The organism is Sphingobium sp. TCM1, assembly GCF_001650725.1.
GTDB lineage: Bacteria > Pseudomonadota > Alphaproteobacteria > Sphingomonadales > Sphingomonadaceae > Sphingobium.
Map to the genome: position 1 here is coordinate 114,399 of NZ_LXVX01000003.1, position 26,335 is coordinate 140,733.

The window sequence follows — 26,335 nt, forward strand, 5'->3', positions numbered from 1 at the left end:
TCAGCAGGTAGAAAGCCTGCCGTCGAAGAAAATGCGGCAAAACAAAGAACTGGAGCAGCCGATCTGATGCATTCGAGTGGAACCGACTAGTCTGTTAGCGTCTGGCTCGTCCAGTCGACCACGGCGGCCGTGAAGCGCGCTGTCGCACGATCGAATGCCGCCGCGATTTCGGCCTTGCTGTTTTGGCGGGCGGGTTCTTCTTCAAGGAAGCGGTGAGAAGCCTTCATCTGCCGATCGGTTAGCGCGGTGAGGGTGGCATCGCCCGATATGAGGATCGTCGGTGGACTTTGCTTGTCGCTTTCGGGCGCATAACGGGCCTCGAAGCGGTCGAGGTTCAGTTGGAGCGCGACCGCTCCGGCGCCCCCGCCCCGCCAGGATACCATCCGGATATTGGAAGCCCGCTGATCGAACTGGCGGGTCATGGCCTGGGCGAACAAATCCGGTGCCGGTGCGACCCAGCGTGCGTCTTTGACGTACAAAACGCTGGAGCCACGGGCGGTCAATATGCGGTCGCCCTCGATCTCGGGCGCGAAGCGGATACGGGCCAGGGTGAGCGGTCGGCCCGCGGCAGGGCGTTCCGCGACCGTCGCGTTATTTTGTTCGGCAATCCCGAAGCGAAACAAGGTGTCGCGCTTGCCGCTGCTCCCTAAAAGGCCGCCGCAGCCACCAAGCAGGAGCAGCGCGGAAACGGTCAGAAGGTATCTGTAAGGCTTAACGAGAGTCATTCGGGGAGCTCCAGTTCCAGACCGCTGTCTTTACCCAAGGCCTGCCGGGGATTCTGACGGATCTGGCGGATCAGCCCGTCGAGTGAATCGGCAGTTTCACGCAGGCTGCTCATACTGGCGTTGATTGCCGGCAATGTTGTCGCGCCGATCGTCGCGCTTTGCTTGTTGACGTTGGCCAAAGCGCCGCGCGCCTCGCCGATAGCGAGTTTGAGTTCGGCCGCCGTGTCCGAGATGTCGGCAAAGGCCTTGCGGCCATCGGTGTCGGCGATGTCACGCACCGAGGCGGCCGCATGCTGGATATCCTCGGCTGCCCGATCCAGCTTACCGAGCGCGGACGCCGCATTGGCGAACATCGCCCGGTTGTCGGCGATCGCCCCGGTGGTCAGCCGGATATCGCGAAGAGTGGCGCCGAGATTCTGGATGTTCTGATCCGACAAAGCCTTGTTGACCCGTTGCAGCGCCGATGTCGCGCTCTCCACCATCTGGCCGCCGCCTTGAAGGAGCGATGACAGGGCATTGGGTTTGCTGGAAATGACTGGACGCCTGCCCCGATTGGCCCTCCGAAGCAGTTCCTTGCTCGGTGTCCCGGCGCTGATCTGCACGACGCTCACACCCGATATGCCCTGCGTTTCGGTCGAGGCGACCGAATCGATCCGCACCGGTGTCTTGTGCGTGATCTCTATATCAGTCAGGACCCGGTTGGGGTCGTTCTCGTCGAGTGTGATCCGCTGGATCTGGCCCATCTTGATGCCGTTGAACTGGACTTCGCCGCCGACACTGAGCCCGCGTACGGGCCCGCGGAAAATAACGCGATACTCATCATTTTCCTGCCCGAACCGCGTGCCGCCAAGCCACACCACGAATACGAGTCCGGCGATCAGGAGAATGATCGAGATGATCCCGACGAGGGCATAATTGGCATGGCGTTCCATCAGCGGTCCTTCGCCCCGGCGGCGGCGCGTCCGCGCGGCCCCAGGAAATAGCTTTTGATCCAGGGGTGGTCCGACTTTTCGAGTTCGGCGACCGGGGCCACGGCGACGACCTTGCGGTCGGCAATTACAGCGACTCGGTCACAGATGGCGTAAAGCGTGTCGAGATCATGGGTGATCATGAACACGGTAAGGCCGAGCGCATCGCGCAAGCTGCGGATGAGATCGTCGAACTCGCTGGCGCCGATCGGGTCTAGGCCAGCTGTGGGTTCGTCGAGAAACAGGATGTCTGGATCGAGCGCGATCGCGCGGGCTACGCCAGCGCGCTTGCGCATGCCGCCCGACAATTCCGATGGGCGCAGCGCACCGGCATTGTCGGGCAGACCGGCGAGCTTGATCTTGAGCCTGGCAAGGTCCCCGATAAGTTGCGGGGGCAGCCTGCTATGCTCCAGGAACGGCGCTTCGACATTTTCCTGGACGGTCAGGAACGAGAAAAGCGCACCCTGCTGGAACATTACGCCGATGCGCCGTTCCGCCTCGGAAAGCGCGGATGGCTCGCCGATGTCGCGGCCGAAGAGCTCGACCGAGCCGCCATCGGGTTGCCTAAGGCCGAGAATCGAGTTGAGCAGAACAGATTTTCCTGAGCCTGAACCGCCCACGACACCCAGAATCTCGCCAGGTCGGACCTCAAGGTGCAGACCTTCGTGGATGACCTTATCTCCAAAGGCAGTGTGGAGCCCCGTCACGCGGATCGGCGGCGTCTCCGGTTCGGTGCCCGGGCGGCTCACAGATCGAGCGCCATGAAAATCACCGCGAAGATCGCATCGAACATGATGACGAGGAATACCGACTGCACCACGGCGGACGTGACCTGCCGCCCAAGGCTCTGGACGTCGCCGCCGACCATCAGGCCATGTCGGCAACCAGCGGCGGCGATCACCAGCGCCAGGAACGGGGCCTTGCTCATGCCGATCCAGAAGTGGGTAATGCTGACCGTATCGAGCATGCGCTGCACGAAGAAGATCGGATGGATATCCATCGTCACCCAACTGACCAGCAGACCACCAATGATGCCGCCGATATCGGCGGCAAAAGTCATCAGCGGTATCATCAGCAAGGCGGCGAGAATGCGGGGCACGACCAGCGCGTCGAACCGGTCGACCCCCATGACCTGCATCGCATCGGTTTCCTGGTTCATCCGCATCGAGCCGATCTGGGCGGCGAACGACGAGGCGGATCGACCGGCAAGCAGGATGGCGGCGATGACCACACCGAATTCGCGAAGGATCGCCACACCGACCAGTTGCACGGTGAAGACCCCGACTCCGAGCGTCGTCAGAAGATTGGTGCCGACCAGGGCAATTACGGCGCCGATGAAGAAGGTCATCATGAAGACGATGGGAAGCGAGTTGATCCCGGCCTCCTGCATCGTCGCGACCAGCGGCGTCACGCGCAGGCGCGACGGGTGGATGAGGCTGCGCCCGAGCGCTGTCATCATTTCGCCGGTGAACACGAGCATTTCGTAGCCATCGCGCGCAATCCCGACGATTTGCCGCCCGAACCGGTCGAAGAAGGCCGGCAGACCGGTGCGGCGCACCTTTTCGGGTGATGGTTGCTCGAGTGCGGGCCGTACCAGCGTCGTCAATTGCGCGAAGTCCTCGCGCTCACCGCCGGCGACAGTCGCGTTCTCTTCCATGGCCCGCAGCAGAACCAGGGCCCCGGCCGTGTCGAGGCGGCCAAGCGCCGTGATATCCACCGTCCTGGCCTTGCGCCCGTCGAGATCCACATCGAGGCGGCGCGACGCATCACCCAGGGCTAATGCGGTCCAGTCGCCCTGGAGATGTAGCGCAACCCCATCCTCGGGGTCCTCAAGGCTATATTGTGCCAAGGTCATGGATCCGGCGCTCATCGCAGCACCTTCAGCATGACCTTGGCAGCACCACGCCCGCCGGCACTCCAGACGCCTCCGCCCGGGTCGGTGCTGGCGCCCGTGAGGCAGGTGCCGTCCACCGGACCCTTATTGCCCGAAATCTCTGGCGGCGGCCGGAACGTAAACATCTGGGCCATGCCAAACTCGAGATGGGTCCCATCGCCTTGAAACAGCCCGGTCAGGCGCTCGATCTCGAGCGGCGGCTCGATATAGCGGTCGATTGGCTTGTCGTTCATGTTGGGCGCATGGTCGCAGACCACGTTCCAAATCTTGTCGCCATCGCGCTCGGCAATGTGTTCCCTTCGCTCGCCGTCCAGATCATAGGGATATAGGGCGACCGCGGCCGGGCTGACGGATTGCTCGTTCATCGCACGAGCGCCACGCCGATCCGGAAGCGGGTCATCCGCCGATCATAGTCGAGCAGATTTTCGCCATAACCGACAAAGCTCTGGCCGAAGAGATAGAAGTCTGGTCCGCCACCCAGCAGGCGGGGGAGGGGATAGGAGATATCGGCGCTGAAGGCACCCTTGCCGCTGCCGAAATTAAACCGGGTGGAGGTGGAGAGGCGCAATCCTTTATCCTCCCCGACCTCCATAAACAGAGCGGTATTGCCGCGATACCGGCGGATATCGGGATTGTCGGACTTGTCGCCGACAAACAGCGACAGGCGAGGCGCGACCGAGAAACGATAGCCGCCCCCCAGTGGGATCGCCGCCATCGGCGCGATATAGACACTATTGATGCTGCGTGAGGCTGTCCCGTCGCGGCCGTTGGATTCGTGGCGGATGCCGCCCTGCGCGCTGAGCGAAACGCCGCTCGACAGCGTCGCCGACGGTGTCAGGTAGAACAGCTCGGGCTGATAATCGATATTCCGAAACGGGGAGGAGTCGCCGCCCAGGTCCCAGAACATGCGCTGCGAGAAGGCGAAATGGAGACCATCACGCCAGGAACGCGGTAGGCCCTCGGCGCGCCTTGTGCCGAACAATTGATATTTGAAGCTGATCTGGATCCGCGCCTCGCTGTTCGTGCCGGGGCCATAGACGGCATAGATCGGCTCATAGGCGGAAAGGTTGGCGAGAAAAGGATTGCCCGCCGATCGGTCCGATGGGGGCGCCGCCGGCTCGGATGCTGCGCGGGCTGCAGCCTGCGCGGGGGCGAGTTCGGCCTGCGCCGATTGCGTCATCGGCGCGGGCCGCAAGGCGATGGCGGTCTGCTGCGCGCTCCAGGCCGGTATGGAAAAGACCGCGCCATCCAGCGGAAGTTCGTCCGCATCCGGCAGGCGATAGCGGGCGCGCCTGAAACCATCGGGCGGGACAATCAGATCGGCCGGCATGTCCGCCGTCCGCTCCAGCCAGAGGGTACGGCGTGCGCCGTTGGCTGTAAGCTGCGCTTCGATCCGGTCGGGCAGGGGGACCGTCTGCGGTTCGGTTCCTCCATTGAGAAAGCGCACTTCGACCAGCACTGCCCCATCGGCATCTCGCTGTCCCGCGTCGCCGATCAGGATTTCCACCGGAGAGGTTGCATGTGCAGCCGGTGCCAGAGCGGTGGCAGCGCCCGCCAGCAGCCAAGGGAGGGAGCGCCCCATCATGCGCGTAGATGCTGGCCGCTATCGACGGGGATGATCGTGCCGGTGATCCGCTTCGCCGCGTCACTGACCAGAAAGGCCGCCAGCGCCCCGACATCCTCGATGTCGACCGGCTGATGCCCTGGTATTTCGGCTGCTGCGCGGGCGAGCAGTTCGTCGAACCGGTCGATGCCGCTGGCGGCGCGCGTCGCGATAGGACCAGGCGAAATGGCATGGGCGCGGATGCCTTTGGGAGCCAGCTCGGCGGCAACATAGCGAGTGGCGCTTTCCAGCGCCGCCTTCACCGGCCCCATCAGATTATAATGCTCAACCACACGCTCAGAGCCGTAAAAGGTGACGCAAAGCAGGCAGCCTCCCTCGCTCATCAGTGGCTCGGCGAGCTTGGCCATTCGCAGGAAGCTGTGGCAGGACACGTCCATCGCCATGGCAAAACCTTCGGCCGAGCTATCGACCACCCGGCCGTGCAAATCCTCCTTGGGCGCGAAGGCGATCGAGTGCAGCAGGAAGTCGAGGCCGCCCCATTGTTCTTTGACCTGCGCGAACAGCGTTTCGAGTTGGCCCGGCACGCGCACATCGCAAGGGGCCATCCATTCCACGCCCAGCTGCTCGGCGACCGGTTCGACCCAGGCCTTGCCCTTTTCGTTCAGATAGGTCGCCGCGAGTCTGGCGCCACATCGCACGAACGCATTGGCGCACCCGGCCGCGATGCTCTTGTCATTGGCGATGCCGACGACGAGGCCGCGCTTGCCGGTGAGATCGACGAGCGGGCTCATATGCCGGTGCCGATGACATTGAGGCTATGGTGAGCGATCATACGTTCCTCATCGGTTGGAATGACCAGCACGGCGACCGGACTGTCTGGCATGCTGATCCGGGGGCCATTGCCCGCATTTGCCAATTCATCGATCTGCACGCCGAGCCATGCGAGCCGGCGGCAGATATTGCTGCGGATATCGGCGTCATTCTCGCCGATCCCGGCCGTAAAGATGAGACCGTCGATCCCGCCGAGCGAGGCGGCGAGGGCAGCGATTTCGCGGGCGACACGCCAGGCGAACAAGTCGATCGCTTCGGTCGCTTCAGGCGCCTTGCTGGCCGCGAGCGTGCGCATATCGCTGGAAATACCCGAGACACCGAGCAGCCCGGATTTCTTGTAGAATAGATCCTCGATCTCAGCCGGGCTCATGCCAAGCTGGGTCTGGAGGTGGAGGACGACACCTGGATCGATGCTGCCGCAGCGCGTACCCATCATCAGGCCGTCGAGCGCAGTGAAGCCCATGGTGGTGTCGATGCTCTTGCCGGCCTGCATCGCGCATAGGCTCGCGCCATTGCCCAGATGCGCGGCGATCACCCGGGCCCCGGCCAGCACGGGATCGATTTGCGCGAGGCGCCGGGCGATATATTCGTAGGACAGGCCATGGAACCCGTAGCGGCGGATGCCCTGGTCATGCAGCGCACGGGGGATCGCGAAGCGCGAAGCGATCTCCGGCTTGTCATGATGGAAAGCGGTGTCGAAGCAGGCCACCTGCGGCAGGTTGGGCCGTAGTGCTGCAATTGCGCGGATGGCCGCGAGGTTGTGGGGTTGGTGGAGCGGGGCCAGCGGGCACAACGCCTCCAGCTTGTCGAGCAGCGCCGCATCGATCAGGCGCGGAGCCGCGAATTCGGTTCCGCCATGCACCACCCGGTGACCGATCGCGATGATCTCGCGCCCTTTCAGCGGATGATCGGCCGCCCAGGCGAACAAATGAGCGAGCAGGTGCGCATGGGTGAGCGCTGCGCCATCCTGCCAGTCGCGTTCGAGCAGCACGCCGCCTTCGACGGAACGCACAATTATTGTCGGAGCGATGCCGATCTTCTCGATCTTGCCGCCGGCGGATAGCTGCAGCGCACCATCGCCTTCGAGCACGAACAGCGAGAATTTTATACTCGACGATCCCGAATTGAGGCTGACGACTGCCTTCATGCGCCTTGCGACTCCAGCAACCCCGGGGCAGCCTTCGTCGCGGCACGAGCGAGCAGAACCGCGACCGCGCAGGAAGCGAGCCGGGTGCGCAGGCTGTCTGCCCGGCTGGTGAGGATGATCGGCACGCGGGCGCCCAGCACCACTCCGGCCGCATCGGCGTCGCCGAGGAAGGTGAGCTGCTTGGCGAGCATATTGCCCGCTTCCAGATTGGGCACGACGAGGATCTCGGCTTTGCCGGCGACGGATGAGATAATGCCTTTTTCTTTCGCTGCGGCCTCGCTGATCGCATTGTCGAAGGCGAGGGGGCCATCGAGGACCCCGCCTGTAATCTGTCCGCGATCGGCCATCTTGCACAGCGCGGCGGCGTCCAGCGTTGACTGCATGGCAGGATTGACGGTCTCGACGGCCGCGAGGATCGCGACGCGAGGTTGTTCGATGCCGATGACATGCGCGAGGTCGATCGCGTTGCGGATGATGTCCGCTTTTCCTTCCAGCGTCGGCGCGATGTTGATCGCGGCGTCCGTGATGATCAACGGCGTCGGGTGATCGGGCACGTCCATCACATAGGCGTGGCTGATCCTGCGCTCGGTTCGCAGGCCGGTGGCGGATGCCACCACCGCGCCCATGAGTTCGTCGGTGTGAAGCGATCCTTTCATCAGCAGTTTCGCCTCGCCGGAGCGAATGAGCGCGACGGCTTTGGCCGCGGCATCATGGCTGTGGGCGGCGTCGATCAGCTGGAAGCCCGAGATATCCTTGCCAGCTTCCTCGGCAGCCTTGCGGACCCTGGTTTCGGGACCGATCAGGATCGGAACGATCAATCCGGCTTCGGCGGCTTCGATTGCGGCGGTAATTGCCGCCGCGCTACATGGATGCGCCACAGCGGTAGCCACCGCCCCCTGGCCTTCCGTGCGCTCGATCAGCCGGCGATAGCCGTCGTGGTCGCGAAGGTGCACGTCGGGCAGGGCGATACGCGGCCGGCGGACCTTCTCGGTCGGTGCCCTGACCTCGGCCTGGCCGGTGATCACGTCGTCGCCGTCCTGATTGACGCAGCGGCAATCGAACAGGATATTGTGGTGATCGCGCTTCTCCGCGACAGTCACCGATGTCGTGATCGTGTCGCCCAGACCGACCGGCCGCGTGAAGCGAAGCGACTGGTTGAGATAAATGGCGCCGGGTCCCGGAAGTTCGGTGCCCAGCACCGCCGAGATCAGGCCGCCGCCCCACATGCCATGCGCGATCACGCGGTGAAATATGTCGGTTGCGGCATAGCTGGTATCGAGGTGCGCCGGGTTCACATCGCCCGAGACAAGCGCGAAGAGCTGTATATCCTGTTCGCACAGCGTGCGCGTGACGCTCGCCGTCTGCCCGACCTCGATCTCGTCATAGGTGTAGTTTTCAATCATCGGTTCGTCGCTCATCGCTCAATGCTCCAGCACATAATGGCCCGGAGCATCGCCGATCGGCGCATAGCCCTTGTCGGCATTGCCCATCGGCGGCGGGGCAATAGCTTTACCCGAGCGCGCATCCAGCCAGGCGCCCCATTCGAGCCACCAGGAGCCGTCCTTCGGCGTTGCGCGTGCCAGCCAGTCCTCGGGATCATAGGAAGGACCGTCGAGTTCGCGGGTCATCACATGGTAGCGACGGCCGCGATGGCCCGGTTCCGAGACGATCCCGGCATTATGCCCGCCGCTGGTCAGCACGAAGGTAGTCTCGGCGCTGCTGAGCAAATGGATTTTGTGGACCGAATGCCAGGGTGCCACATGATCGCGTTCGGTGCCGACTACGAACAATGGTGTGCGGATGGCCGACAGGCTGATGGTCTTGCTATCGACCTTGTATCGGCCCTCGGCGAGATCGTCGTCGAGGAACAGGCGACGCAGATACTGGCTGTGCATCGCATAGGGCATACGGGTGCCGTCGGCATTCCAGGCCATCAGATCGTTCATCGGCGGGCGCTCGCCCATCAGATATTCGCCCAGGATGCGCGACCAGACAAGATCGTTGGACTTGAGGATCTGGAACGCGCCGCCCATCTGGCTGCTGTCGAGATAGCCACGGCTCCACATCATGTTCTCGAGCACGTTCAATTGCGACTCGTCGATGAACAGGCCGAGCTCGCCGGGCTCGCTGAATTCGGTCTGGGCTGCGAACATCGTGATACTGGCCATCCGATCGTCGCCATCGCGCGCCATCGCAGCCGCCGCGATCGAGAGCAACGTGCCGCCCAGGCAATAGCCGACCGCGTGAACGGTGGGCGCGCCGGTGATGGCGTTCACCGCGTCGAGCGCCGCCATTGGCCCCAACTGGCGATAGGCCTCCATATCGAGATCGCGATCTTCGCTGCCCGGATTGTGCCAGGACACCATGAACACGGTATAGCCTTGGCCGGTCAGCCATTTGACCAGCGAGTTCTCAGGCGACAGGTCGAGGATGTAATATTTCATGATCCAGGCGGGCACGATCAGGATCGGCTCGGGACGCACCGTCTCGGTCGTCGGCTCATACTGGATCAGTTCCATCAGCCGGTTGCGGAAGACGATTTTGCCCTTCGCAGTGGCGACATTTTCGCCCACCTTGAAATTCTCGGTTCCGACCGGCGGCAGGCCGCGCACGCTATGCTGCATGTCCTCCAGCAGATGCTGGAAACCCTCGATGAGGCATTTCCCGCCGGTCTCGACGATCTTGCGCTGCAGGACCGGGTTGGTCGCCAGGAAGTTGGTCGGCGCCAGCATGTCGAGCATCTGTCGTGCGCCGAATTCCACCATCTCCTGATGATGCTTCGAGACGCCGCCGATCCCGGTCGTCGCCGCGTACCACCATTGCTGGTTCAGCAGGAAAGCCTGCGAGAGGATGTTGAACGGCGGCTGCTTCCATGCCGGGTCCCGGAAGCGCCGGTCCTGCGGCAGCGGTTCGATGGCGGGCGCGGCATCGGCATCGCTGGCGCTGCGCAAGGCATAGTCGAACAGCCGGGCATATTTGCGCGCCACCTTGGCGCCCAGTTGCAGCTGCTTGCCGGGAGAGATGGAGAGATGGAGCGCCCATTCTGAGAAAGCCTGGATGAGCGTGGCCGGTGAAAGGCCGAAGGTGGCTTGCGCGATCGCGGCGACAGCCGCGCGATCCAGGGTTTCGGCGATGCCATCAAGGGGATCTGGCGATGGGTGAGCATCCGCAGCGACCATGAACTTGTACTCCAGTTGGGGATGATCTCCCCTGTGAGGCGTCACACGAAAGCTCGCATTACGTAATTATCCCCTCCGGTTTACCTTTTTGCCAAACTGCGTTGCTTCGCCTGGCCGCCATCAACTGGTTCGAGAGCGAAAGCTCGCGCCCACCCCAAACCCAGTCTCCCGCCCGGCTGGATAACGGTACTGTGTAGGATAGATATTGGCAAGTGCCATTTAGGCCAGAACCGGTTTTAGCAATGCAGCTGAACCGCCGCAGGCGGATTCCGATGGCGTAAACATTGGCGCGGCATAAGGGCCGACTCGTTGGACGAGCCGGTGCGGTATGGCCGCTTTGGTCCAAGTTTCGCTCAGAAGCACAGCTCCGAACCCTGCGCCAATACGAAACGCATAGGTATAGTTACCAATGGCGGCGTTGGCCCTCGGGGAGCAGGCCCGTCTACAGCTTCCGGCCGATCGTCGGCAGCATCGTTCTGGCGGACGTTGGCACGTTCAGCATTCTTGATCGGACAAGGAGGACGCATGACAGACTTCGAAGGAGGGGTGGCAATCGTAACCGGGGCCGCGATGGGTTTGGGCGCGGCAATTGCTCGCGAGCTTGCCGTATCCGGCGTTAGGCTGGTGCTGGGTGATCTCGACATGGACCGTGCAGATGCTCTCGCGGCGGAAATCGGTCGCGAACAGGCAATCGCCATCAGGGTCGATGTCTCGGACGCGGCGGCGGTCGAAGCCATGGTTGCCTTCGCTCTGGAAAACTTCGGCAAGCTGGACTTCGCCGTAAACAATGCCGGCGTGGGCGGCGCCTCTGCGCCTGCCGGGGAATATGCTCTCGACGAGTGGCGGCGCGTGATGAGCGTGGATCTCGACAGTGTCTTTTTCGGCATGCGCTACCAGATCCCTGCGATGCTGCGCTCGGGCGGCGGCGCCATTGTCAACATGAGTTCGATCTGCGGGATGATCGGCCTGCCGGGCACGATCGCCTATACCGCGGCCAAGCACGCAGTGGTCGGCATGACCCGGACCGCCGCGATGGACTATGCGCGGCAGGGCATCCGGATCAACGCTGTCGGCCCTGCCGTGATCGATACCCCCCTGATCCGCGCGCAGGGCGAACCCGCGGCCGAACTCGTCGAGCGGCATCCGCTCGGACGGCTCGGGCAGCCCGAGGAAGTGGCAGCTCTCGTCGCTTTTCTGCTGTCCGGCCGGGCGTCGTTCATGACTGGTGGCTACTACCCCGTCGATGGAGGCTATCTGGCCCAATAGGGTCTTCGCCTGATCGGGTGGCGGCGCGCCCAAGACCGCGCCCGCGCGCGTTTTCGCTCAGAACGAATTCTGATGTCAGAAAGGAATACTCATGTCTCGCATCGCTCTTGTCACCGGTGGCGTCAGCGGCATCGGCGCCGCTACATCGACGCTGCTTCAAAAGTCGGGTTTTACCGTCGCCGCCAATTATTTCGGCAATGACGAAGAGGCGAAAGCCTTTTCAAAAGAAACCGGTATCCCTGTCTACAGCTGGAACGTTGCCGACTTCGCCGCCAGCCAGGCCGGTGTCGCGCAGGTCGTCGCCGATTTCGGTCCGGTCGATGTGCTCATCAACAATGCCGGTATCACCCGCGACGGCACGCTGCACAAGATGACCGAGGAACAATGGCGCAGCGTCATCGATGTCGACCTGAGTGGCTGTTTCAACATGTGCCGGGCAGTTATCGAGGGGATGCGCGAGCGCCGCTTTGGCCGTATCGTCAACATCAGCTCGGTCAACGGTCTCTCCGGACAGTTTGGACAGACCAACTATGCCGCAGCCAAGGCCGGCGTTATCGGCTTCTCCAAGGCGCTGGCGCTTGAGGGCGCCGCGCGAAACATCACGGTCAACGCGATCGCGCCAGGCTATACCGATACCGAAATGGTCGCCGCAGTGCCCGAGCAGGCAATGCAGGGCATTCTCTCGGGCGTGCCGATCGGTCGGCTCGGCCATCCCGAGGAGATCGCGCGCGGGGTTCTCTACCTGGTGGCGGACGAGGCGGGGTTCATCACCGGCGCCACCCTTTCGATCAATGGCGGCAAATATATGGCCTGAACGGCCTGCACTGGAAGGACACTAATCATGGCATCCAATATCGTTCTTTGTGCGCCGGTCCGTACCGCGATCGGCGCCTATGGTGGCACCCTTAAGGATATGGCTGCGCCTGCCCTTGGGAGCATAGCCGTTCGCGAGACACTGGCACGCGCGGGCGTGGGCGGTGACACCATCGATACTGTCGTTCTGGGACAGGTCGTGCAAGCTGGCGCAAAGATGAACCCGGCTAGGCAGGCGGCCATCGGTGCCGGCATTCCGGACAATGTGCCGGCGATGACCGTCAACCGGGTCTGCGGCTCGGGCGCCCAGGCCATCGCGACTGCCGCGCAGGAAATCATGCTCGGGCTGTCCAGTGCTGCGATTGCCGGCGGGATGGAGAATATGGACCAAGCGCCCTACCTGATCGAGAAGGGCCGCTGGGGCTACCGCATGGGCGATGGCAAGCTCCATGACGCGATGCTACACGACGGTCTCAACGACGCCTTCTGCAACCAGCATTCCGGCTGGGTCACCGAAGATCTTGTCGACAGGTTCCAGATCACGCGCGAGGCGCAGGATGCCTGGGCGATGCGGTCCCAGCAGCGCTTTAGCGTTGCCCAGGCCGAAGGTAAATTCGACGCCGAGATTGTGGCGGTGGAGATAGCTGGTCGCAAAGGACCGACGATCTTCGCGCGCGACGAGCAGAACCGCGCGGACACGACGTTGGAGAGCCTCGCACGGCTGAAACCGGCCTTCCGCCCTGAAGGCAGCATTACCGCGGGTAATGCGCCCGGTCTCAACAGCGGCGCGGCGGCGATGGTCGTCGCCAGCGAGCAATGGGCGCAGCAGCATGGGGTCACGCCGCTCGGGCGTCTGGTCGCCTTTGGTGTCGGCGCTGTCGAACCTGGGATGTTCGGCCTTGGCCCGGTGCCGGCTGTCCGTCAGGCGCTCGATCGTGCGGGTTGGGCGGTGGCCGATCTCGAGCGGGTCGAGATCAATGAGGCGTTTGCGGCCATTGCGATCGCCGTCACCCGGGAACTTGGCCTCCCCGAGGACATCGTCAATGTCGAAGGCGGCGCCATCGCCCATGGCCATCCGATCGGCGCGACGGGCACGGTGCTGACGACGCGCCTGCTGCAGTCGATGCGTCGCGACGGACTGAAGCGTGGCCTGGTGACGCTCTGCATCGGCGGCGGGCAGGGGGTTGCGCTTCTCCTCGAGAGCGTGTCCTGAACTACGCCGATTCGCATGCGATGACAATGTCGGCGCAGGTGTCCGGCGCGATGGATAATCCAGGCGCCGGTCCCTCCGCGCATCAACGCCTGGCCATCGTTGGCATCGAGAAGTCCTATGGCAAACGCAAGGTCATCCAGGGCATTTCGCTGACGGTGGGTGCTGGCGAGATCGTCGGCCTCCTGGGCCCCAATGGCGCTGGCAAGACCGTGTGCTTCTACGCCATTGTCGGTCTGACGCCGATCGACGCGGGCAGCGTGCTGCTGAACGGGGAAGATATAACCGCCATGACGATGGATCGCCGTGCGCGGCGGGGGCTTGGATATCTTCCTCAGGAAGCATCGATCTTCCGGGGCATGACCGTGGCGCAGAACATCATGGCGGTGCTGGAGGCGACTACCGAAGATGGCGCCTCTGCCCACGAGAATCTCGAACAGCTTCTGGCCGAGTTCAACATTGTCCATGTTCGCGACACCCCTGCCATGGCGCTGTCGGGCGGCGAGCGTCGGCGCTGCGAGATCGCCCCGGCGATGGCGGCCGGACCCGCGATCATGTCGCTTGATGAACCGTTCGCCGGCATCGACCCGCTGTCGATCGTCGATATCAAACTCATGGTGCGCGACCTCAAGCATCGCGATGTCGGGGTCCTGATCACCGACCACAACGTCCATGAAATGCTCGAACTGATCGACCGTGTTTATGTCATCCATGAGGGCAAGGTTCTCTTCGAGGGTGTTCCGCAGGCCGTGCTGCGTGATCCTGAAGTCAGGCGCCTATATTTAGGCGAGAACTTCCTCCCGTGACGTCCCGCTTGGCAGTCCGATCAGGTGGTGTCTCGTTTCCAGAGCAGGATGTCGAGCGCCTGAGTAAGGTATGCGCGCTTGGCAGTGGGTGTATTTGGAAACTCGCGCCGGACGAGGATAAGGTGGCGGGGTACCATAACGAGTGTGTCGAATATATGGCGCGCAAAGAACTGCAGCGCGTCCTCGTCCATGCTGTGGTTCCACTCAGAGCTTTCCAGGATCGATCGAACAATTCTGATGCCTTCGGACGCACCAAGCGTTGGTGCAGCCGTTGGAGAAGATTCATGGTCCAACAGCCAGAGGATCAGTGCTTCCAGGCCGATCACCTCCCGCTTCAGCGACAAATCAAGCATCTTCCTGCCGACAAACAACAGCCGGTCGCGAAGTAGCCCCTTCGGGATCGTGGAGGCGATCGGTCGGAGATGGCGGCACAAGCCGTGCTCTACAGCCGCGCGCAAAAGTTCTGTCTTGGAGCCAAAGCGCGAATAGAGAGTGCGCTTGGAGACGTTGGCGCTGGCGGCGATGGATTCCATGCTCGCGCCGTCAGCGCCACGGTTGATGAACTCCTCGAGCGCCACATCAAGAATATGGGCGCCAAGTTGCGCAGCGACCTCCTGCGTCGGCCGGCCGCCTTTTGGGTTGCGCGGTGGAAGCGGAATATCGCGACCCTTCGGCGTTTGTTGCTTCATGATGCCAACCCTAGCGACGTCTGCGTCAAATTCCATGATATTTGACTTGTCAGGGCCGGAGAACGAGCCGATAATAAAACTACTAAGTATACATACGAATGGCGATCCGGGGGATCGTTCATCATTGCGGGAGAGGACGGAAAACAGGAACGGGAAACATAGGACAATGTCTGGACTCGCACTGGTCACTGGTGGAACGCGTGGCATCGGCGCAGCCATATCGAAAAGCCTGAAAGCCGAGGGCTATGCAGTTGCTGCGATCTATCATGGAAACGACCAGGCGGCAGAGCGGTTCATGCAGGAGACGGGTATTTCTGTCTTTAAATGGGATGTCGCGGACGAGGCAGAATGTCTGGAAGGTGTGCGCCGCGTCGAGGCCGAGCTTGGAACGGTCAATCTGCTGGTCAACAATGCCGGGATCACGCGCGACGGCATGTTTCACCGGATGAGCTGGGAGCAATGGCGTGCGGTGCTTGGCACCAATCTCGACTCGATGTTCACCATGACCCGCGCGATCATCGAGGGCATGCGCGAGAGGCGCTATGGCCGGATCGTCAATATTTCCTCGATCAACGGGCAGAAGGGTCAGGTGGGACAGGTCAATTATTCCGCTGCCAAGGCCGGCGTGATCGGCTTCACGAAGGCGTTGGCCCAGGAAAATGCGTCGCGTGGCATCACCGTCAACGCGGTATGTCCTGGCTATGTCGACACCGAGATGGTCGCCTCCGTCAAGCAGGAGGTCCGCGACGGGATTATCGCGGGTATTCCGGTCGGGCGTCTCGGTGCACCCGATGAGATTGCCGAAGCCGTCTGTTATCTGGCCTCGCGAAAAGCCGGCTTCTGTACCGGCGCAGTCCTCTCCATCAACGGCGGCCAATATATCGCCAACGGGTGAAACGTCGTGGCACTCGCTGCGGGCCTTTCGGAAATCCCCGATATTGCGCCGCAACAAACACCGGCAAATTTCTCTCCCCCCACTTTGTCAGAAAGTTTCTTCTCATGACCTATCCGGTTGATCAGATCGTCAATTTGCTAAAGGCCAATGGCCAGCTCGCATTCAAGCTCGCCGAAATCGCACGAACCAGCGGCGAGGAATATCTGCAGATCGGCGGCAAGGCGGCCAGCGGCTTTGCCGGCCAGATCCAGGATATCAAGCCCGGGCAGTTCCCTGGGTTCAAGAGCGAGGCAGGCACCGCCATTCTGTCGGATCTTGAGAAGAGCCGCGAGGAAACGCTCTCCAAGGTCAAGGGCGCGGTCGAGGAGTGGCAATCCACCTGGAAGGATGTCGTCTCCGACACTTCGGCGCCGAAGGAACTGACCGATAAGTTCCAGAGCCTGTTTCAGCCCCAGAGCCTGTTTCAGTCCTGGTCCGGCCTGTTCTCCGCGGCGACGCCGGCTCCGGCACCCGTGACACCGCCCAAGCCTGCCCAGAAAGCGCCGCCGCAAGCCTGAAAGCCTTACGCACAACGAGGTTCACCTTCACATGCGAGTGAAGGTGAACCCCAACCTTTTCGAAAAGCAGCAGGGTGCATATGGGGCGTATGGAAGATTCCGGCATAAGCGGGCATCATTTTTGCTCCAGATGCGTGCCAATATTCTCGGCATCGCTTCTCCTCCTCGTCAGCGGCTGTTCGTTCGCGCCAGAGCATGTCCGCCCGGCCTTGCCTGTGCCCGACACTTATGCCGCGCAGGAGAGCGAGGCCCCCGTGATCGCGCGCATCGGCTGGCACGACTTTTTCAGGGAGCCGCAACTTCAGGCGTTGATCGGCGAGGCGCTGGTTCATAATCGCGACATCCGCATCGCGACGGGGCGTGTCGCGGAGGCGCGGGCGGCTTGGCGAATTGAGGGATCGGCGCTCTATCCCCAGCTCGACGCGGTGGCGACGGGAACCCGGAGCCGGACGCCGGCCGATCTGTCCCTCATCGGGCGGCCGATCACAGGCAATCAGATCTACGCCCAGTTGAGCGCGGGCTGGGAGATCGATTTCTGGGGTCGCCTGCGCAACCTGCGCGAGGCGGCGCGAGCGCAATATCTGGCGACCGAGGAGGCGCGGCGCGCGGTTGCGACCGATCTCATCGCGCAGGTCGCCAACGGCTATCTGCTCGAGCGCGAATATGAAGAGCGCGTCGCCATCGCGACCCGCACCATTACGACGCGTGAAGAGTCGCTGCGGATCATGCGGCGGCGCTACGAGGTCGGCTCGGGCTCCAAACTCGAGATGACGCAAGCGCAGACATTGCTAGCCCAGGCACGAACGACGTTGCAGGCACTCGATCAGGATCGCGAAATCAACCGCAACGCGCTGGCGCTGCTGGTCGGGCATCCGGTCGAGATTGTGCCCGGTCCCCTGGGCCTGATCCAGGCAGCGCCCGATGTCGTGCTGCCTGCCGGCCTGCCTTCCGATATGCTGGTCAACCGGCCCGATATCGTCGCCGCCGAATATGCGCTGCGCGCCGCCAACGCGAATATCGGTGCGGCGCGGGCGGCCTTCCTGCCCAATATCAGCCTCACGGGCGCATTCGGCACGGCCAGCAGCGAACTCGATGGCCTGTTCAAGGACGGCAGCCGCGCGTGGAGCTTCACCCCGACGATCAGCCTGCCGATCTTCAACGCCGGTCAGTTGAAGGGCAATCTCGACGTCGCCAGGGCGCGGCGAGACATTGCGGTCGCCGATTATGAGCGCACTGTCCAGTCAGCGTTCCGTGACGTCTCCGACGCGCTTGTCCGCCGTCGCCAGCTGGGGCTGCAGATCGACAGCATGCGGACGATGCTCGACGCGCTGCGGGAGCGGGCCCGGCTGGCGCAATTGCGCTTCGACAGTGGTCGATCGGCCTATCTCGAGGTGCTCGATGCGCAGCGCGACCTGTTCGATACCGAGCAGGCGCTGGTACAACTGCGTCGCGCCGAGCTTGCGAGCGCGATCGCCCTCTACGCTGCACTGGGCGGCGGGTTCGTCGCGAACCCCGCCTTCGATATCAACGCACCTCAAACCGGGAACCTGGCACGATGACGACCCCGAAAAAAACATGGATTATCCGGGGCGGCATCCTCGTGGCGGTGGTCGCCGCCGGTCTGTTGCTCTGGCAAATGCTCAAGCCCGCGGGGTTGCCGGAAGGCATCGTCAGCGGCAATGGCCGGATCGAGGCGATCGAGATCGACGTCGCGGCAAAGTCGCCCGGCCGGATCCGCGACATCGTTGCCGATGAAGGCGACTTCGTGAAGGCGGGGCAAGTGGTTGCGCATATGGACGTCGATGTCCTGAGCGCTCAGCGGTCCGAAGCGCAGGCGCAACTCGCCCAGGCGCTCAACGCCATTCAGACAGCACAAAGCCAGGTGTCGCAGCGGCAGAGTGAGCGCGCGGCAGCCCTTGCCAGCGTCCGCCAGCGTGAGGCTGAACTCAATGCCGCGCGCAAGCGGTTCGGGCGTTCAGAGACGCTGGCGCGCGAAGGCGCGACCGCGGTGCAGGAGCGCGACGATGATCAGGCGCGGGTAGACGGCGCCGCTGCGGCGGTCGAAGCGGCCAGGGCCCAGCTTGCCGCGGTCGATGCCGCGATCGGTACGGCGCGCAGTCAGGTCATCGGCGCACGCTCCAATGTCGATGCGGTGAAGGCGACGATCGAGCGGATCGATGCCGATATCCGCGACAGCGACCTGCGCGCGCCCACCGGCGGGCGCGTTCAGTATCGCGTGGCCCAGCCGGGCGAGATCGTCGCCGGCGGCGGGCGGGTGCTCAACCTCGTCAATCTGGGCGACGTCTACATGACCTTCTTCCTGCCCGAAACGGTTGCAGGCCGGGTCGCGCTTGGCACCGACGTCCGCATCGTGCTCGATGCCGCGTCCGACTTCGTGATCCCGGCCAAGGTCTCGTTCGTCGCCGACGTGGCGCAGTTCACGCCCAAGACGGTCGAGACGGAGAGCGAGCGCCAGAAGCTGATGTTCCGGGTCAAGGCGCGGATTGATCCCGCGCTGCTCGAAAAACACATCAGCCAGGTCAAGACGGGGCTGCCGGGCATGGCTTATGTGCGCATCGATCCAGGCGTGGCGTGGCCGGAGAAGCTCGCGATCCGGACCGTTCGTTGAGCGATCCGGTGACGGGCAACGCAAACGAGCCGAGCCTGGACGCCGGGCCAGCGGCACGTCTCGCCGGTGTCAGCCTGCGCTATGGCAAGACATTGGCGCTCGATGGCGTGGATATCGAGATTCCGCCCGGCAAGATGGTTGCGCTCATCGGTCCCGATGGCGTCGGCAAATCCAGCCTGTTCTCGCTGATCGCCGGTGCCCGCGCGATTCAGGACGGTCTGGTGGAGGTGCTGGGCGGCAACATGGCCGACGGGCATCATCGCGAAGCCGTCTGCCCGCGCATCGCCTATATGCCGCAGGGCCTGGGCAAGAATCTCTACCCGACGCTCTCGATCGACGAGAATCTCGAATTTTTTGGGCGACTGTTCGGTCAGGGCGCGCGGGAGCGGGAGCGGCGGATAGCACAGCTGACCCAAAGCACCGGCCTTGAACCATTTCGCAAGCGTCCCGCAGGCAAGCTGTCGGGCGGCATGAAGCAGAAGCTGGGCCTGTGCTGCGCGCTCATCCACGATCCCGATTTTCTGCTGCTCGATGAGCCGACCACGGGCGTCGATCCGCTGTCGCGCGCGCAATTCTGGGATCTGATCGATAGTATCCGCGCCGACCGGCCACAGATGAGCGTGCTGGTCGCCACCGCCTATATGGAGGAAGCCGCTCGCTTCGACTGGCTGATCGCGATGGACGCGGGAAAGGTCCTCGCCACCGGTACGGCGGAGGAATTCTACGAGCGCACCGGCACGAAGGCCCTTGAGGAAGCGTTCATCGCACTGCTGCCCGAGGAGCGCCGGCGCGGCCACAAGCCCGTGACGATCCCGCCGCGCGATACCGGCGCCGAGGACGTCGCGATCGAGGCGAAGGGCCTGACGATGCGCTTTGGCGAATTCACCGCCGTCGATCATGTCGATTTTCGGATCGAGCGCGGTGAGATATTCGGCTTCCTGGGCTCGAACGGCTGCGGCAAGTCGACGACGATGAAGATGCTGACCGGCCTGCTCAAGGCGACCGAAGGGCAGGCCTGGCTGTTTGGCCGCGAGGTCGAGAGTGACGACATGGCGACGCGCAAAAGGGTCGGCTATATGAGTCAGGCCTTCTCGCTTTATTCAGAACTCTCCGTCCGCCAGAATCTCGTGCTCCACGCCGAGCTTTTCCATGTACCATCGGCCGAGATTCCCGGGCGGGTGACAGAGATCGCCGACCGCTTCGGTCTACGCGATATCATGGAGGCACTGCCCGATGCGCTGCCGCTCGGGCAGCGGCAGCGGCTCAGCCTCGCCGTTGCGATGATCCACAAGCCTGAGATGCTGATCCTCGACGAGCCGACCTCGGGCGTCGATCCGATCGCGCGCGACCAGTTCTGGCAGATGATGATCGACCTGTCGCGGAACGACAAGGTAACGATCTTCATCTCGACCCACTTCATGAACGAGGCCGAGCGCTGCGACCGCATCTCGCTGATGCACGCGGGCAAGGTGCTGATCAGCGACACACCGACAGCCATCATCGAAAAGCGCGGCAGCGCCAATCTCGAAGACGCATTTATAGCTTATCTGGAGGACGCCGCAGGGACAGGGAGCGATGCACCGACTGGCGCCGTCGCTGCACCGCAGGCGGATACTCACGATCGCGCACCCGGCTCCTCTTCGCGCGTCTTCAGTCGCCGCCGGGTGATGAGCTATGCCCGCCGCGAGGCGCTGGAGTTGAACCGCGATCCGATCCGCGCAACGCTGGCTCTGCTCGGGAGCGTGCTGCTCATGTTCATTATGGGCTATGGCATCAGCATGGATGTCGAGAATTTGCCGTTCGCGGTGCTCGACCGGGATGCGACAACAACGAGCGAGAATTACGCGCTCAACCTTGCGGGTTCCCGTTATTTTATCGAGCGGCCGCAAATCAGCGACTATGCCCAGCTCGACCGGCGCATGCGCTCCGGAGAGCTCAGTCTCGCCATCGAGATCCCGCCCAATTTCGCGCGCGATATCCGGCGTGGCACCCCCGTTCAGATCGGTGTGTGGATGGATGGCGCGATGCCGCAGCGGGCCGAGACCGTGCAGGGCTATATCCAGGCGATGCACGCGCAGTGGCTGAGCGAAATGGCCGTGCAGGAACTGGGCGCGCGGCCGTCGAGCGGCCTGATCGATGTCGAGATGCGCTATCGCTACAATCCCGACGTCAAGAGTCTTGTCGCAATCGCGCCGGCCGTCATCCCTGTGCTTCTCCTGCTGTTCCCCGCGATGCTGACCGCGCTCAGCGTCGTGCGCGAGAAGGAGTTGGGATCGATCATCAATTTCTATGTGACGCCGATCGGCCGCTTTGAGTTTCTGCTGGGCAAACAGCTACCCTATGTGGCCCTGGCTATGGCGAACTATGTGCTCCTGGTGCTCCTGGCATGGCTGGTCTTCCGGGTGCCCATCACCGGCAATATCCTGGCAATGACGCTGGGCGCCTTCCTCTACACCCTCTCCGCCACCGCGATCGGCTTACTTTTCTCCATCTTCATGCGCAGCCAGATCGCAGCTTTGTTCTCGACCGCCATCGGCACGATCCTGCCGGCGGTGCAGTTCTCCGGTCTGATCAATCCGGTTTCGTCGCTCGAAGGAGCGGGAGCCTTCATCGGCAATCTCTTCCCGACTACCCAATTCGTGACGATCTGTCGCGGTGTGTTCTCGAAGGGCCTCGGCTTCGGCGACCTTGCCCAACCGCTGCTAGCGCTGGCCGTGGCCTTCCCGGTGATTCTGGGCCTGTGCGTCGTGTTGCTCAAGAAGCAGGAAAACTGAGCCATGCAGCACGCTGCCAACATCTATCGCCTCGGCATCAAGGAACTGCGCAGCCTGTGGCGCGATCCGATGATGCTGGTGCTGATCGTCTACGCCTTTTCGCTCGGCATCTATGTCGCCGCGAGCGCAATGCCCGAATCGCTTCACATGGCGCCGATCGCGATCATCGACGAGGATCAGTCACCCCTCTCGAACCGGATCACCGGGGCCTTCTACCCGCCCCATTTTTCCCAGCCCTCGATCGTCGGGCTCGATGAGGTCGACAAGGGCATGGATGCTGGCCGCTATACCTTCGCGCTCAACATCCCGCCCGATTTCCAGCGCGACGTACTGGCGGGACGAAAGCCCGGGGTGCAACTCAACATCGACGCGACGCGGATGAGCCAGGCCTTCACCGGGGGCGGCTATATCCAGCAGATCGTCCAGGGAGAGGTATCCGAGTTCATGAAGGGCACCCGCGCGACAGCCGCCGCGCCCGTCGATCTGGCCCTGCGAGCGCGTTTCAATCCGACGCTCGCCCAAAGCTGGTTCGGGTCGGTGATGGAGATCATCAACAATGTGACGATGCTCTCGATCGTGCTGACCGGCGCAGCGCTGATCCGCGAGCGCGAGCACGGCACGATCGAGCATCTGCTGGTGATGCCGGTCACCCCGTTCGAGATCATGGCCAGCAAAGTCTGGGCGATGGGCCTTGTCGTGCTGGCCTCTTGTGCCTTCGCGTTGCTCATAATGATCCAGGGCATCCTCAAAGTGCCGATCGAAGGGTCAGTCTCGCTGTTCTTGCTGGGGGCCGCCCTCCATCTGTTCGCGACGACGTCGATCGGTATATTCATGGGAACAATCGCGCGCTCGATGCCGCAATTTGGTCTGCTGCTGATGTTGGTCCTGCTGCCGCTCCAACTGCTGTCGGGCGGCATGACCCCCCGCGAGAGTATGCCCGAGATCGTCCAGACGCTGATGCTGGCGGCACCGACGACGCACTTCGTCAAGATGGCCCAGGCGATCCTGTATCGTGGCGCCGGCCTGGATGTCGTCTGGCCCCAGTTCCTGGCGATCATCGCCATCGGTGCGACCTTCTTCGCCATTGCGCTCTCGCGGTTCCGCAAGACCATCGGGGCGATGGCATGACACCAAACCACCGCACCGCAGGACCAACACGCCATTTTGCAGCCCGGCTGGTCAGCCGCCGCTCGACCTTATGCAGGATCCTTTTGCTGGGAACGCCGATTTTGTTCGGAGCGGCGCGCGCTCTGGCACAGGACATCGAAGCACCGTCGATGGCGCAGGCGATCCAGGAACTGAAGCCAGGGAAATATCTCTGGTTCCCAGAGGTCGCGCCCGCTGGGCCCGTCCTTCTAGTCGTGAGCCTCAAGGCGCAGCGCGCATATGTTTATCGCAACGGCGTGCCGATCGGGGTGACGACCATTTCATCGGGAAAGGCAGGCTACGAGACGCCGACAGGGATTTTTACGATCCTGCAGAAGCATGTCGATCACAAGTCCAATCTTTACGACGACGCACCCATGCCGTTCATGCAGCGCCTTACCTGGGACGGAGTGGCGCTCCATGCGGGCAATGTCCCAGGTTATCCCGCCTCGCATGGCTGCATCCGGCTCCCGCTGGCGTTTGCGCGCCTTCTGTTCGGCGTGAGCCGGCTGGGCATGACCGTGTTCATCGCCCAGGATCAGCCCGTTCCGCGACTGGCGCCAACGCCGGACTTTCTGCGCGGCGATGCCGCCGGCAGGGAGGAAGACGCTGGCGAGATATGGACTCCGCAGGCAGCGCCGAGCGGACCTCTTTCGATCGTCATCAGTGCTGCAGACCAGCGCATCCTTGTCTTGCGCAACGGCGTGCGGATCGGCGCGGCGCGGGTGCGGATAGAGGGGGCTGTGACCGAGCCCGCCGCTTATTCGCTCACGGGCATTGAGGGCGACCAGTTTCGCTGGGTCCGCCTGGCGCTGCCCAATCAGCCAGCCGGAGCGCAAAGCGCGGTGAGCCAGGAGGAGCGGGCGCGCCTCAGGTTGCCCGCAGCCTTCCAGCAGAAGATGCGCGCAATCCTGACGCCTGGTACTGTGGCAATCGTAACTCCCGACAGCCTCGCAAGCGGTAGCGCGGGCGAGCAGTTGACCGTGATTTCCAGTGAGGAAGGGCAGTGATCGGCGCTCACCCTCATCGGCCCATCCGTTTCCGCCTGGGCGACTGCCGGATAACCCGCTCATGTCCGATGAACCTGTCCCGCCACGGACGTAGGACGGATGTTTATGAGGACAGGAGCTTTCTCGTCGTCTTTTTGCTTGTCTCGCTGGCCTTCGGCTGGATTCTCTCGCCCATCCTGCTTGCTGCCGCAGTGGTTTCGCTAGTTTATGCGCAAATTCAGTCGGGCGGGATCAATTTCGACCAGTATTTTCATCAATTCCAACACGTGCTGCCCGGAGCCGGCAGGCGGTCGCTCGCGCATTTTGGGCTCACAGATATTGCGGCGGTCTGCGCGCGACACACCACCGGACTGATGGGGGCTTCGAAGCGTTCGCCCGGCACGTGTTCAGCATCCGATCGTGCAAAGGAAGAAGAGAAACGACGTACGATTTTAATCGACTGATTATTGGACGCCTCCACAACGCCAAGGTGTGGAATGGTCATGCACCATCGCCCGGTCTTCTCGGGGCGTGTTTTGCGCGTGGCGCGAACTGGCATGGAAAAGCTCCGCTAAGCATGGGCGAGGCCAAGCGGAAGGGCATATGCTCTTCGTGCGACGGGTCCACCATAGCGTCGAGGAACATCTCGAAGCCCGGGAAGCCGTCAATATCTTCGGGCGGGCGGGGGTGTTCGCCCGTCACGAAACGCGGGTAATGGATGTCGGGATTGCCTGGGCCGACGTTCTCGACAGTGACGGTGCGGCGCCGGTCGTCCCCCATTACATAGGTGTAGGTCAGGTCGCGGATCCCGCGCTCGATCAGTGCACCAAACCTGACGTCGCTGGACGGCGGCGAGATCATAGTCGAGCCAATGGGGATCGGTAGCGTCGTAGAGCCGATCGCCGGCCTCGAACTGCCACAGGTGACATTCCTGCCAGCCCATCGCAGCCTGGATTACATCGTGCAGCATCCTGAGGCTGCCGGTGAGCTGCATGTCGACGGTGCGCCAGATCTCGGGTTCGTCATATCGCTGGAATAGCGCAATCCATTTCGGCTATGCTCCTGTCGGGCAATACCAGTCCATGCCATCATCACTCCATCTCTCGCAGTACGGCGTGAATTACAACGTAAGCGTGGGCTGGAGACCGCAGATCAGGCGGCTGCGGCGATCGGTTGCTGATCGGGCCGCCAGTTCCACGGCATGAGTTCATCCCAGCGGGCAGCAGGCCATTCGTCCGCGATCTTGGCGATGACGTCGGCGATATATGCCTGTGGTTCGAGGCCATTGAGTTTGGCGCTCTCGATGACGGAATAGACGGCAGCGGCGCGATCACCGCCGGCCTTTGACCCGGCAAACAGCCAGTTTTTGCGGCCCAGGGCGATGCCTGATTCATTGTGCTGCTCCTCTTCAAATTGCGGAAAACAGGGATTCTTGGTTCTCGTCTTGAGTGCGACACGGGCCTTTTCGCGAGATCGCGGCTTGGATTTCGGGCTGTGCCAGGTCCGCGGCGCGGATTTGATGCGGTGCACCGGGCATAACCTGCTCGGTCGGGAGTAAGCCAGCGTCGACGACACGGCGGATTTTGTGGTTTGTGACGCCGAACTTGGCTGCCGCCTCCGACATGGTGAGCCATTCACCACCCGTGGTTCCGGCGGAACGATAGCCTTCAATCTTATGGACACGGCGCAGCGAGCTGACGCGATGCCCGGTCCATGTCTTGCCCTGACCCGTCCGCATGCCCATACGGTTAAGGGTCGCGGCGACATCGGCATCGGACCACCGCGCCGCCATCGACCGGATGATCGCCATCGCTTCTTCGGGCGTGCGCTTGGTATGTTCGCCGGTCTTGGGCTTGCGGATGCGAACCTGGGAATGCTGCCCGCCTTGCCAGTGAATGGTAAGCTCGACTTCCTGCCCATCGTTGTCGACGGTGGCGACGATATCCTTCACCAGCGCTCGCAACAGCCGTTGCCGGAACCGCATATCAACGTCTGGGGCATTCCAAGCAGCTTTGAGATCGTGAGCCAGGCCGGCGAAATCAGGCATGGCGGCGTCATCGCGCACTTGTCGTTCGTTGAGCCGCGCCTCGCAGGCCTCGACACGGCGCAGCGTCGCTTCCCAGCTTTTCTTCAGTTGAGCGGCGATCAACCGGTTATCGGGGTCGCAGGCGGCATAGCGTCGCTCGGCAAGCGAGGCCTCGTAACGGGCTTGCTGCAAATTGAAGCGCCCCGGCTTTTCAGGAGGCAGTTTTC

General features: G+C 62.9%; 24 protein-coding genes and 2 pseudogenes. 12 read left to right on the top strand and 14 right to left on the bottom strand.

Translation table 11 applies throughout. The features are described from left to right. Positions 1–86 precede the first annotated feature (86 nt). From A7Q26_RS03375 to A7Q26_RS03420, 10 genes are read right to left on the bottom strand one after another with little or no spacing between them, the layout of a single operon-like run. Complete coding sequence (locus tag A7Q26_RS03375; protein ID WP_080572854.1) at positions 87–725, bottom strand: ABC-type transport auxiliary lipoprotein family protein; 639 nt, start codon at positions 723–725, stop codon at positions 87–89. Continuing rightward, positions 722–1,657: an MlaD family protein gene (locus A7Q26_RS03380; RefSeq protein ID WP_010338709.1), complete on the bottom strand. Its 936-nt coding sequence runs from the start codon at positions 1,655–1,657 to the stop codon at positions 722–724. The genes A7Q26_RS03375 and A7Q26_RS03380 overlap by 4 nt, the downstream gene beginning before the upstream one ends. After that, a complete protein-coding gene (locus A7Q26_RS03385; protein WP_010338710.1) occupies positions 1,657–2,442 on the bottom strand; it encodes an ABC transporter ATP-binding protein in 786 nt (261 codons plus the stop codon). The genes A7Q26_RS03380 and A7Q26_RS03385 overlap by 1 nt, the downstream gene beginning before the upstream one ends. Then, a complete protein-coding gene (locus A7Q26_RS03390; RefSeq protein WP_232313658.1) occupies positions 2,439–3,563 on the bottom strand; it encodes an MlaE family ABC transporter permease in 1,125 nt (374 codons plus the stop codon). Before A7Q26_RS03390 ends, A7Q26_RS03385 begins: the two co-directional genes overlap by 4 nt. Continuing rightward, positions 3,560–3,952 carry a hypothetical protein gene (locus A7Q26_RS03395; protein WP_010338712.1) on the bottom strand — a complete coding sequence of 131 codons (393 nt, stop codon included), beginning with the start codon at positions 3,950–3,952 and terminating at the stop codon, positions 3,560–3,562. Before A7Q26_RS03395 ends, A7Q26_RS03390 begins: the two co-directional genes overlap by 4 nt. Continuing rightward, complete coding sequence (locus tag A7Q26_RS03400) at positions 3,949–5,172, bottom strand: phospholipase A (RefSeq protein WP_066856573.1); 1,224 nt, start codon at positions 5,170–5,172, stop codon at positions 3,949–3,951. The genes A7Q26_RS03395 and A7Q26_RS03400 overlap by 4 nt, the downstream gene beginning before the upstream one ends. Further along, positions 5,169–5,942, bottom strand: coding sequence for an enoyl-ACP reductase FabI (gene fabI / locus A7Q26_RS03405; protein ID WP_010338714.1), 774 nt, complete (start codon positions 5,940–5,942; stop codon positions 5,169–5,171). The genes A7Q26_RS03400 and fabI overlap by 4 nt, the downstream gene beginning before the upstream one ends. Then, positions 5,939–7,129 (bottom strand): acetate/propionate family kinase, encoded by a 1,191-nt coding sequence (locus A7Q26_RS03410; RefSeq protein WP_066856577.1) that lies wholly within the window; start codon positions 7,127–7,129, stop codon positions 5,939–5,941. The genes fabI and A7Q26_RS03410 overlap by 4 nt, the downstream gene beginning before the upstream one ends. Beyond that, entirely contained in the window at positions 7,126–8,547 is a 1,422-nt protein-coding gene (locus tag A7Q26_RS03415; RefSeq protein ID WP_010338716.1) for a bifunctional enoyl-CoA hydratase/phosphate acetyltransferase, read from the bottom strand. The genes A7Q26_RS03410 and A7Q26_RS03415 overlap by 4 nt, the downstream gene beginning before the upstream one ends. Before the next feature lie 3 nt (positions 8,548–8,550). Then, positions 8,551–10,308 (bottom strand): PHA/PHB synthase family protein, encoded by a 1,758-nt coding sequence (locus A7Q26_RS03420; RefSeq protein WP_066856579.1) that lies wholly within the window; start codon positions 10,306–10,308, stop codon positions 8,551–8,553. Between the two features lie 525 nt (positions 10,309–10,833). On the opposite strand from A7Q26_RS03420, the gene A7Q26_RS03425 reads away from it, so the two are divergent. The 4 genes from A7Q26_RS03425 (at position 10,834) to lptB (ending at position 14,403) form a co-directional block, all read left to right on the top strand. Next, a complete protein-coding gene (locus A7Q26_RS03425) occupies positions 10,834–11,574 on the top strand; it encodes an SDR family NAD(P)-dependent oxidoreductase (protein WP_029547887.1) in 741 nt (246 codons plus the stop codon). Positions 11,575–11,665: 91 nt separating this feature from the next. Continuing rightward, positions 11,666–12,388, top strand: a complete 723-nt coding sequence (gene phbB, locus A7Q26_RS03430) for an acetoacetyl-CoA reductase (RefSeq protein WP_010338719.1) — start codon at positions 11,666–11,668, stop codon at positions 12,386–12,388. Positions 12,389–12,415: 27 nt separating this feature from the next. After that, complete coding sequence (locus tag A7Q26_RS03435; RefSeq protein WP_010338720.1) at positions 12,416–13,600, top strand: acetyl-CoA C-acetyltransferase; 1,185 nt, start codon at positions 12,416–12,418, stop codon at positions 13,598–13,600. Positions 13,601–13,620: 20 nt separating this feature from the next. After that, positions 13,621–14,403 (top strand): LPS export ABC transporter ATP-binding protein, encoded by a 783-nt coding sequence (gene lptB, locus A7Q26_RS03440; protein ID WP_010338721.1) that lies wholly within the window; start codon positions 13,621–13,623, stop codon positions 14,401–14,403. Positions 14,404–14,423: 20 nt separating this feature from the next. Here the strand turns inward: lptB and A7Q26_RS03445 are convergent, their stop codons facing one another. After that, positions 14,424–15,092: a TetR/AcrR family transcriptional regulator gene (locus A7Q26_RS03445; protein WP_169860763.1), complete on the bottom strand. Its 669-nt coding sequence runs from the start codon at positions 15,090–15,092 to the stop codon at positions 14,424–14,426. A 166-nt stretch (positions 15,093–15,258) separates the two neighbouring features. On the opposite strand from A7Q26_RS03445, the gene phbB (A7Q26_RS03450) reads away from it, so the two are divergent. The 8 genes from phbB (A7Q26_RS03450) (at position 15,259) to A7Q26_RS03485 (ending at position 24,546) form a co-directional block, all read left to right on the top strand. Next, the gene (gene phbB / locus A7Q26_RS03450) at positions 15,259–15,987 is read left to right on the top strand and encodes an acetoacetyl-CoA reductase (RefSeq protein WP_010338723.1); all 729 of its coding nucleotides are present in this window, start codon (positions 15,259–15,261) and stop codon (positions 15,985–15,987) included. Between the two features lie 104 nt (positions 15,988–16,091). After that, positions 16,092–16,544 carry a hypothetical protein gene (locus A7Q26_RS03455; RefSeq protein WP_010338725.1) on the top strand — a complete coding sequence of 151 codons (453 nt, stop codon included), beginning with the start codon at positions 16,092–16,094 and terminating at the stop codon, positions 16,542–16,544. A 134-nt stretch (positions 16,545–16,678) separates the two neighbouring features. After that, complete coding sequence (locus tag A7Q26_RS03460) at positions 16,679–18,103, top strand: efflux transporter outer membrane subunit (protein ID WP_232313660.1); 1,425 nt, start codon at positions 16,679–16,681, stop codon at positions 18,101–18,103. Further along, positions 18,100–19,173 (top strand): HlyD family secretion protein, encoded by a 1,074-nt coding sequence (locus A7Q26_RS03465; protein ID WP_010338728.1) that lies wholly within the window; start codon positions 18,100–18,102, stop codon positions 19,171–19,173. The genes A7Q26_RS03460 and A7Q26_RS03465 overlap by 4 nt, the downstream gene beginning before the upstream one ends. After that, positions 19,170–21,947: a ribosome-associated ATPase/putative transporter RbbA gene (gene rbbA / locus A7Q26_RS03470; RefSeq protein WP_010338729.1), complete on the top strand. Its 2,778-nt coding sequence runs from the start codon at positions 19,170–19,172 to the stop codon at positions 21,945–21,947. Before A7Q26_RS03465 ends, rbbA begins: the two co-directional genes overlap by 4 nt. A gap of 3 nt (positions 21,948–21,950) precedes the next feature. Then, positions 21,951–23,075: an ABC transporter permease gene (locus tag A7Q26_RS03475; protein WP_010338730.1), complete on the top strand. Its 1,125-nt coding sequence runs from the start codon at positions 21,951–21,953 to the stop codon at positions 23,073–23,075. Next, positions 23,072–24,103 (top strand): L,D-transpeptidase, encoded by a 1,032-nt coding sequence (locus A7Q26_RS03480; protein WP_235682062.1) that lies wholly within the window; start codon positions 23,072–23,074, stop codon positions 24,101–24,103. Before A7Q26_RS03475 ends, A7Q26_RS03480 begins: the two co-directional genes overlap by 4 nt. Before the next feature lie 68 nt (positions 24,104–24,171). After that, on the top strand, positions 24,172–24,546 hold the full coding sequence (locus A7Q26_RS03485) for a hypothetical protein (RefSeq protein ID WP_066856582.1): 375 nt from the start codon (positions 24,172–24,174) through the stop codon (positions 24,544–24,546). Between the two features lie 37 nt (positions 24,547–24,583). Here A7Q26_RS03485 and A7Q26_RS03490 read toward each other — a convergent pair. The 3 genes and pseudogenes from A7Q26_RS03490 to A7Q26_RS03495 all read right to left on the bottom strand — a co-directional run bounded on the left by A7Q26_RS03490 (position 24,584) and on the right by A7Q26_RS03495 (position 26,300). Further along, a pseudogene (locus tag A7Q26_RS03490) lies at positions 24,584–25,076 on the bottom strand (plasmid pRiA4b ORF-3 family protein). Positions 25,077–25,234: 158 nt separating this feature from the next. Next, positions 25,235–25,465 (bottom strand): annotated as a pseudogene (locus A7Q26_RS25020) (transposase domain-containing protein); the annotation flags it as partial. A 25-nt stretch (positions 25,466–25,490) separates the two neighbouring features. Further along, positions 25,491–26,300: a hypothetical protein gene (locus A7Q26_RS03495; RefSeq protein WP_066856588.1), complete on the bottom strand. Its 810-nt coding sequence runs from the start codon at positions 26,298–26,300 to the stop codon at positions 25,491–25,493. Between the last annotated feature and the right edge of the window lie 35 nt (positions 26,301–26,335).

Bases quoted from the DNA above. Each gene is read 5' to 3' on its own strand.
- A7Q26_RS03375 (WP_080572854.1), bottom strand. From the start codon at position 725: ATGACTCTCGTTAAGCCTTACAGATACCTTCTGACCGTTTCCGCGCTG.
- A7Q26_RS03380 (WP_010338709.1), bottom strand. From the start codon at position 1,657: ATGGAACGCCATGCCAATTATGCCCTCGTCGGGATCATCTCGATCATT.
- A7Q26_RS03390 (WP_232313658.1), bottom strand. From the start codon at position 3,563: ATGAGCGCCGGATCCATGACCTTGGCACAATATAGCCTTGAGGACCCC.
- A7Q26_RS03395 (WP_010338712.1), bottom strand. From the start codon at position 3,952: ATGAACGAGCAATCCGTCAGCCCGGCCGCGGTCGCCCTATATCCCTAT.
- A7Q26_RS03400 (WP_066856573.1), bottom strand. From the start codon at position 5,172: ATGATGGGGCGCTCCCTCCCTTGGCTGCTGGCGGGCGCTGCCACCGCT.
- fabI (WP_010338714.1), bottom strand. From the start codon at position 5,942: ATGAGCCCGCTCGTCGATCTCACCGGCAAGCGCGGCCTCGTCGTCGGC.
- A7Q26_RS03410 (WP_066856577.1), bottom strand. From the start codon at position 7,129: ATGAAGGCAGTCGTCAGCCTCAATTCGGGATCGTCGAGTATAAAATTC.
- A7Q26_RS03415 (WP_010338716.1), bottom strand. From the start codon at position 8,547: ATGAGCGACGAACCGATGATTGAAAACTACACCTATGACGAGATCGAG.
- A7Q26_RS03420 (WP_066856579.1), bottom strand. From the start codon at position 10,308: ATGGTCGCTGCGGATGCTCACCCATCGCCAGATCCCCTTGATGGCATC.
- A7Q26_RS03425 (WP_029547887.1), top strand. From the start codon at position 10,834: ATGACAGACTTCGAAGGAGGGGTGGCAATCGTAACCGGGGCCGCGATG.
- phbB (WP_010338719.1), top strand. From the start codon at position 11,666: ATGTCTCGCATCGCTCTTGTCACCGGTGGCGTCAGCGGCATCGGCGCC.
- A7Q26_RS03435 (WP_010338720.1), top strand. From the start codon at position 12,416: ATGGCATCCAATATCGTTCTTTGTGCGCCGGTCCGTACCGCGATCGGC.
- lptB (WP_010338721.1), top strand. From the start codon at position 13,621: ATGACAATGTCGGCGCAGGTGTCCGGCGCGATGGATAATCCAGGCGCC.
- A7Q26_RS03445 (WP_169860763.1), bottom strand. From the start codon at position 15,092: ATGAAGCAACAAACGCCGAAGGGTCGCGATATTCCGCTTCCACCGCGC.
- phbB (WP_010338723.1), top strand. From the start codon at position 15,259: ATGTCTGGACTCGCACTGGTCACTGGTGGAACGCGTGGCATCGGCGCA.
- A7Q26_RS03455 (WP_010338725.1), top strand. From the start codon at position 16,092: ATGACCTATCCGGTTGATCAGATCGTCAATTTGCTAAAGGCCAATGGC.
- A7Q26_RS03465 (WP_010338728.1), top strand. From the start codon at position 18,100: ATGACGACCCCGAAAAAAACATGGATTATCCGGGGCGGCATCCTCGTG.
- A7Q26_RS03475 (WP_010338730.1), top strand. From the start codon at position 21,951: ATGCAGCACGCTGCCAACATCTATCGCCTCGGCATCAAGGAACTGCGC.
- A7Q26_RS03480 (WP_235682062.1), top strand. From the start codon at position 23,072: ATGACACCAAACCACCGCACCGCAGGACCAACACGCCATTTTGCAGCC.
- A7Q26_RS03485 (WP_066856582.1), top strand. From the start codon at position 24,172: ATGAACCTGTCCCGCCACGGACGTAGGACGGATGTTTATGAGGACAGG.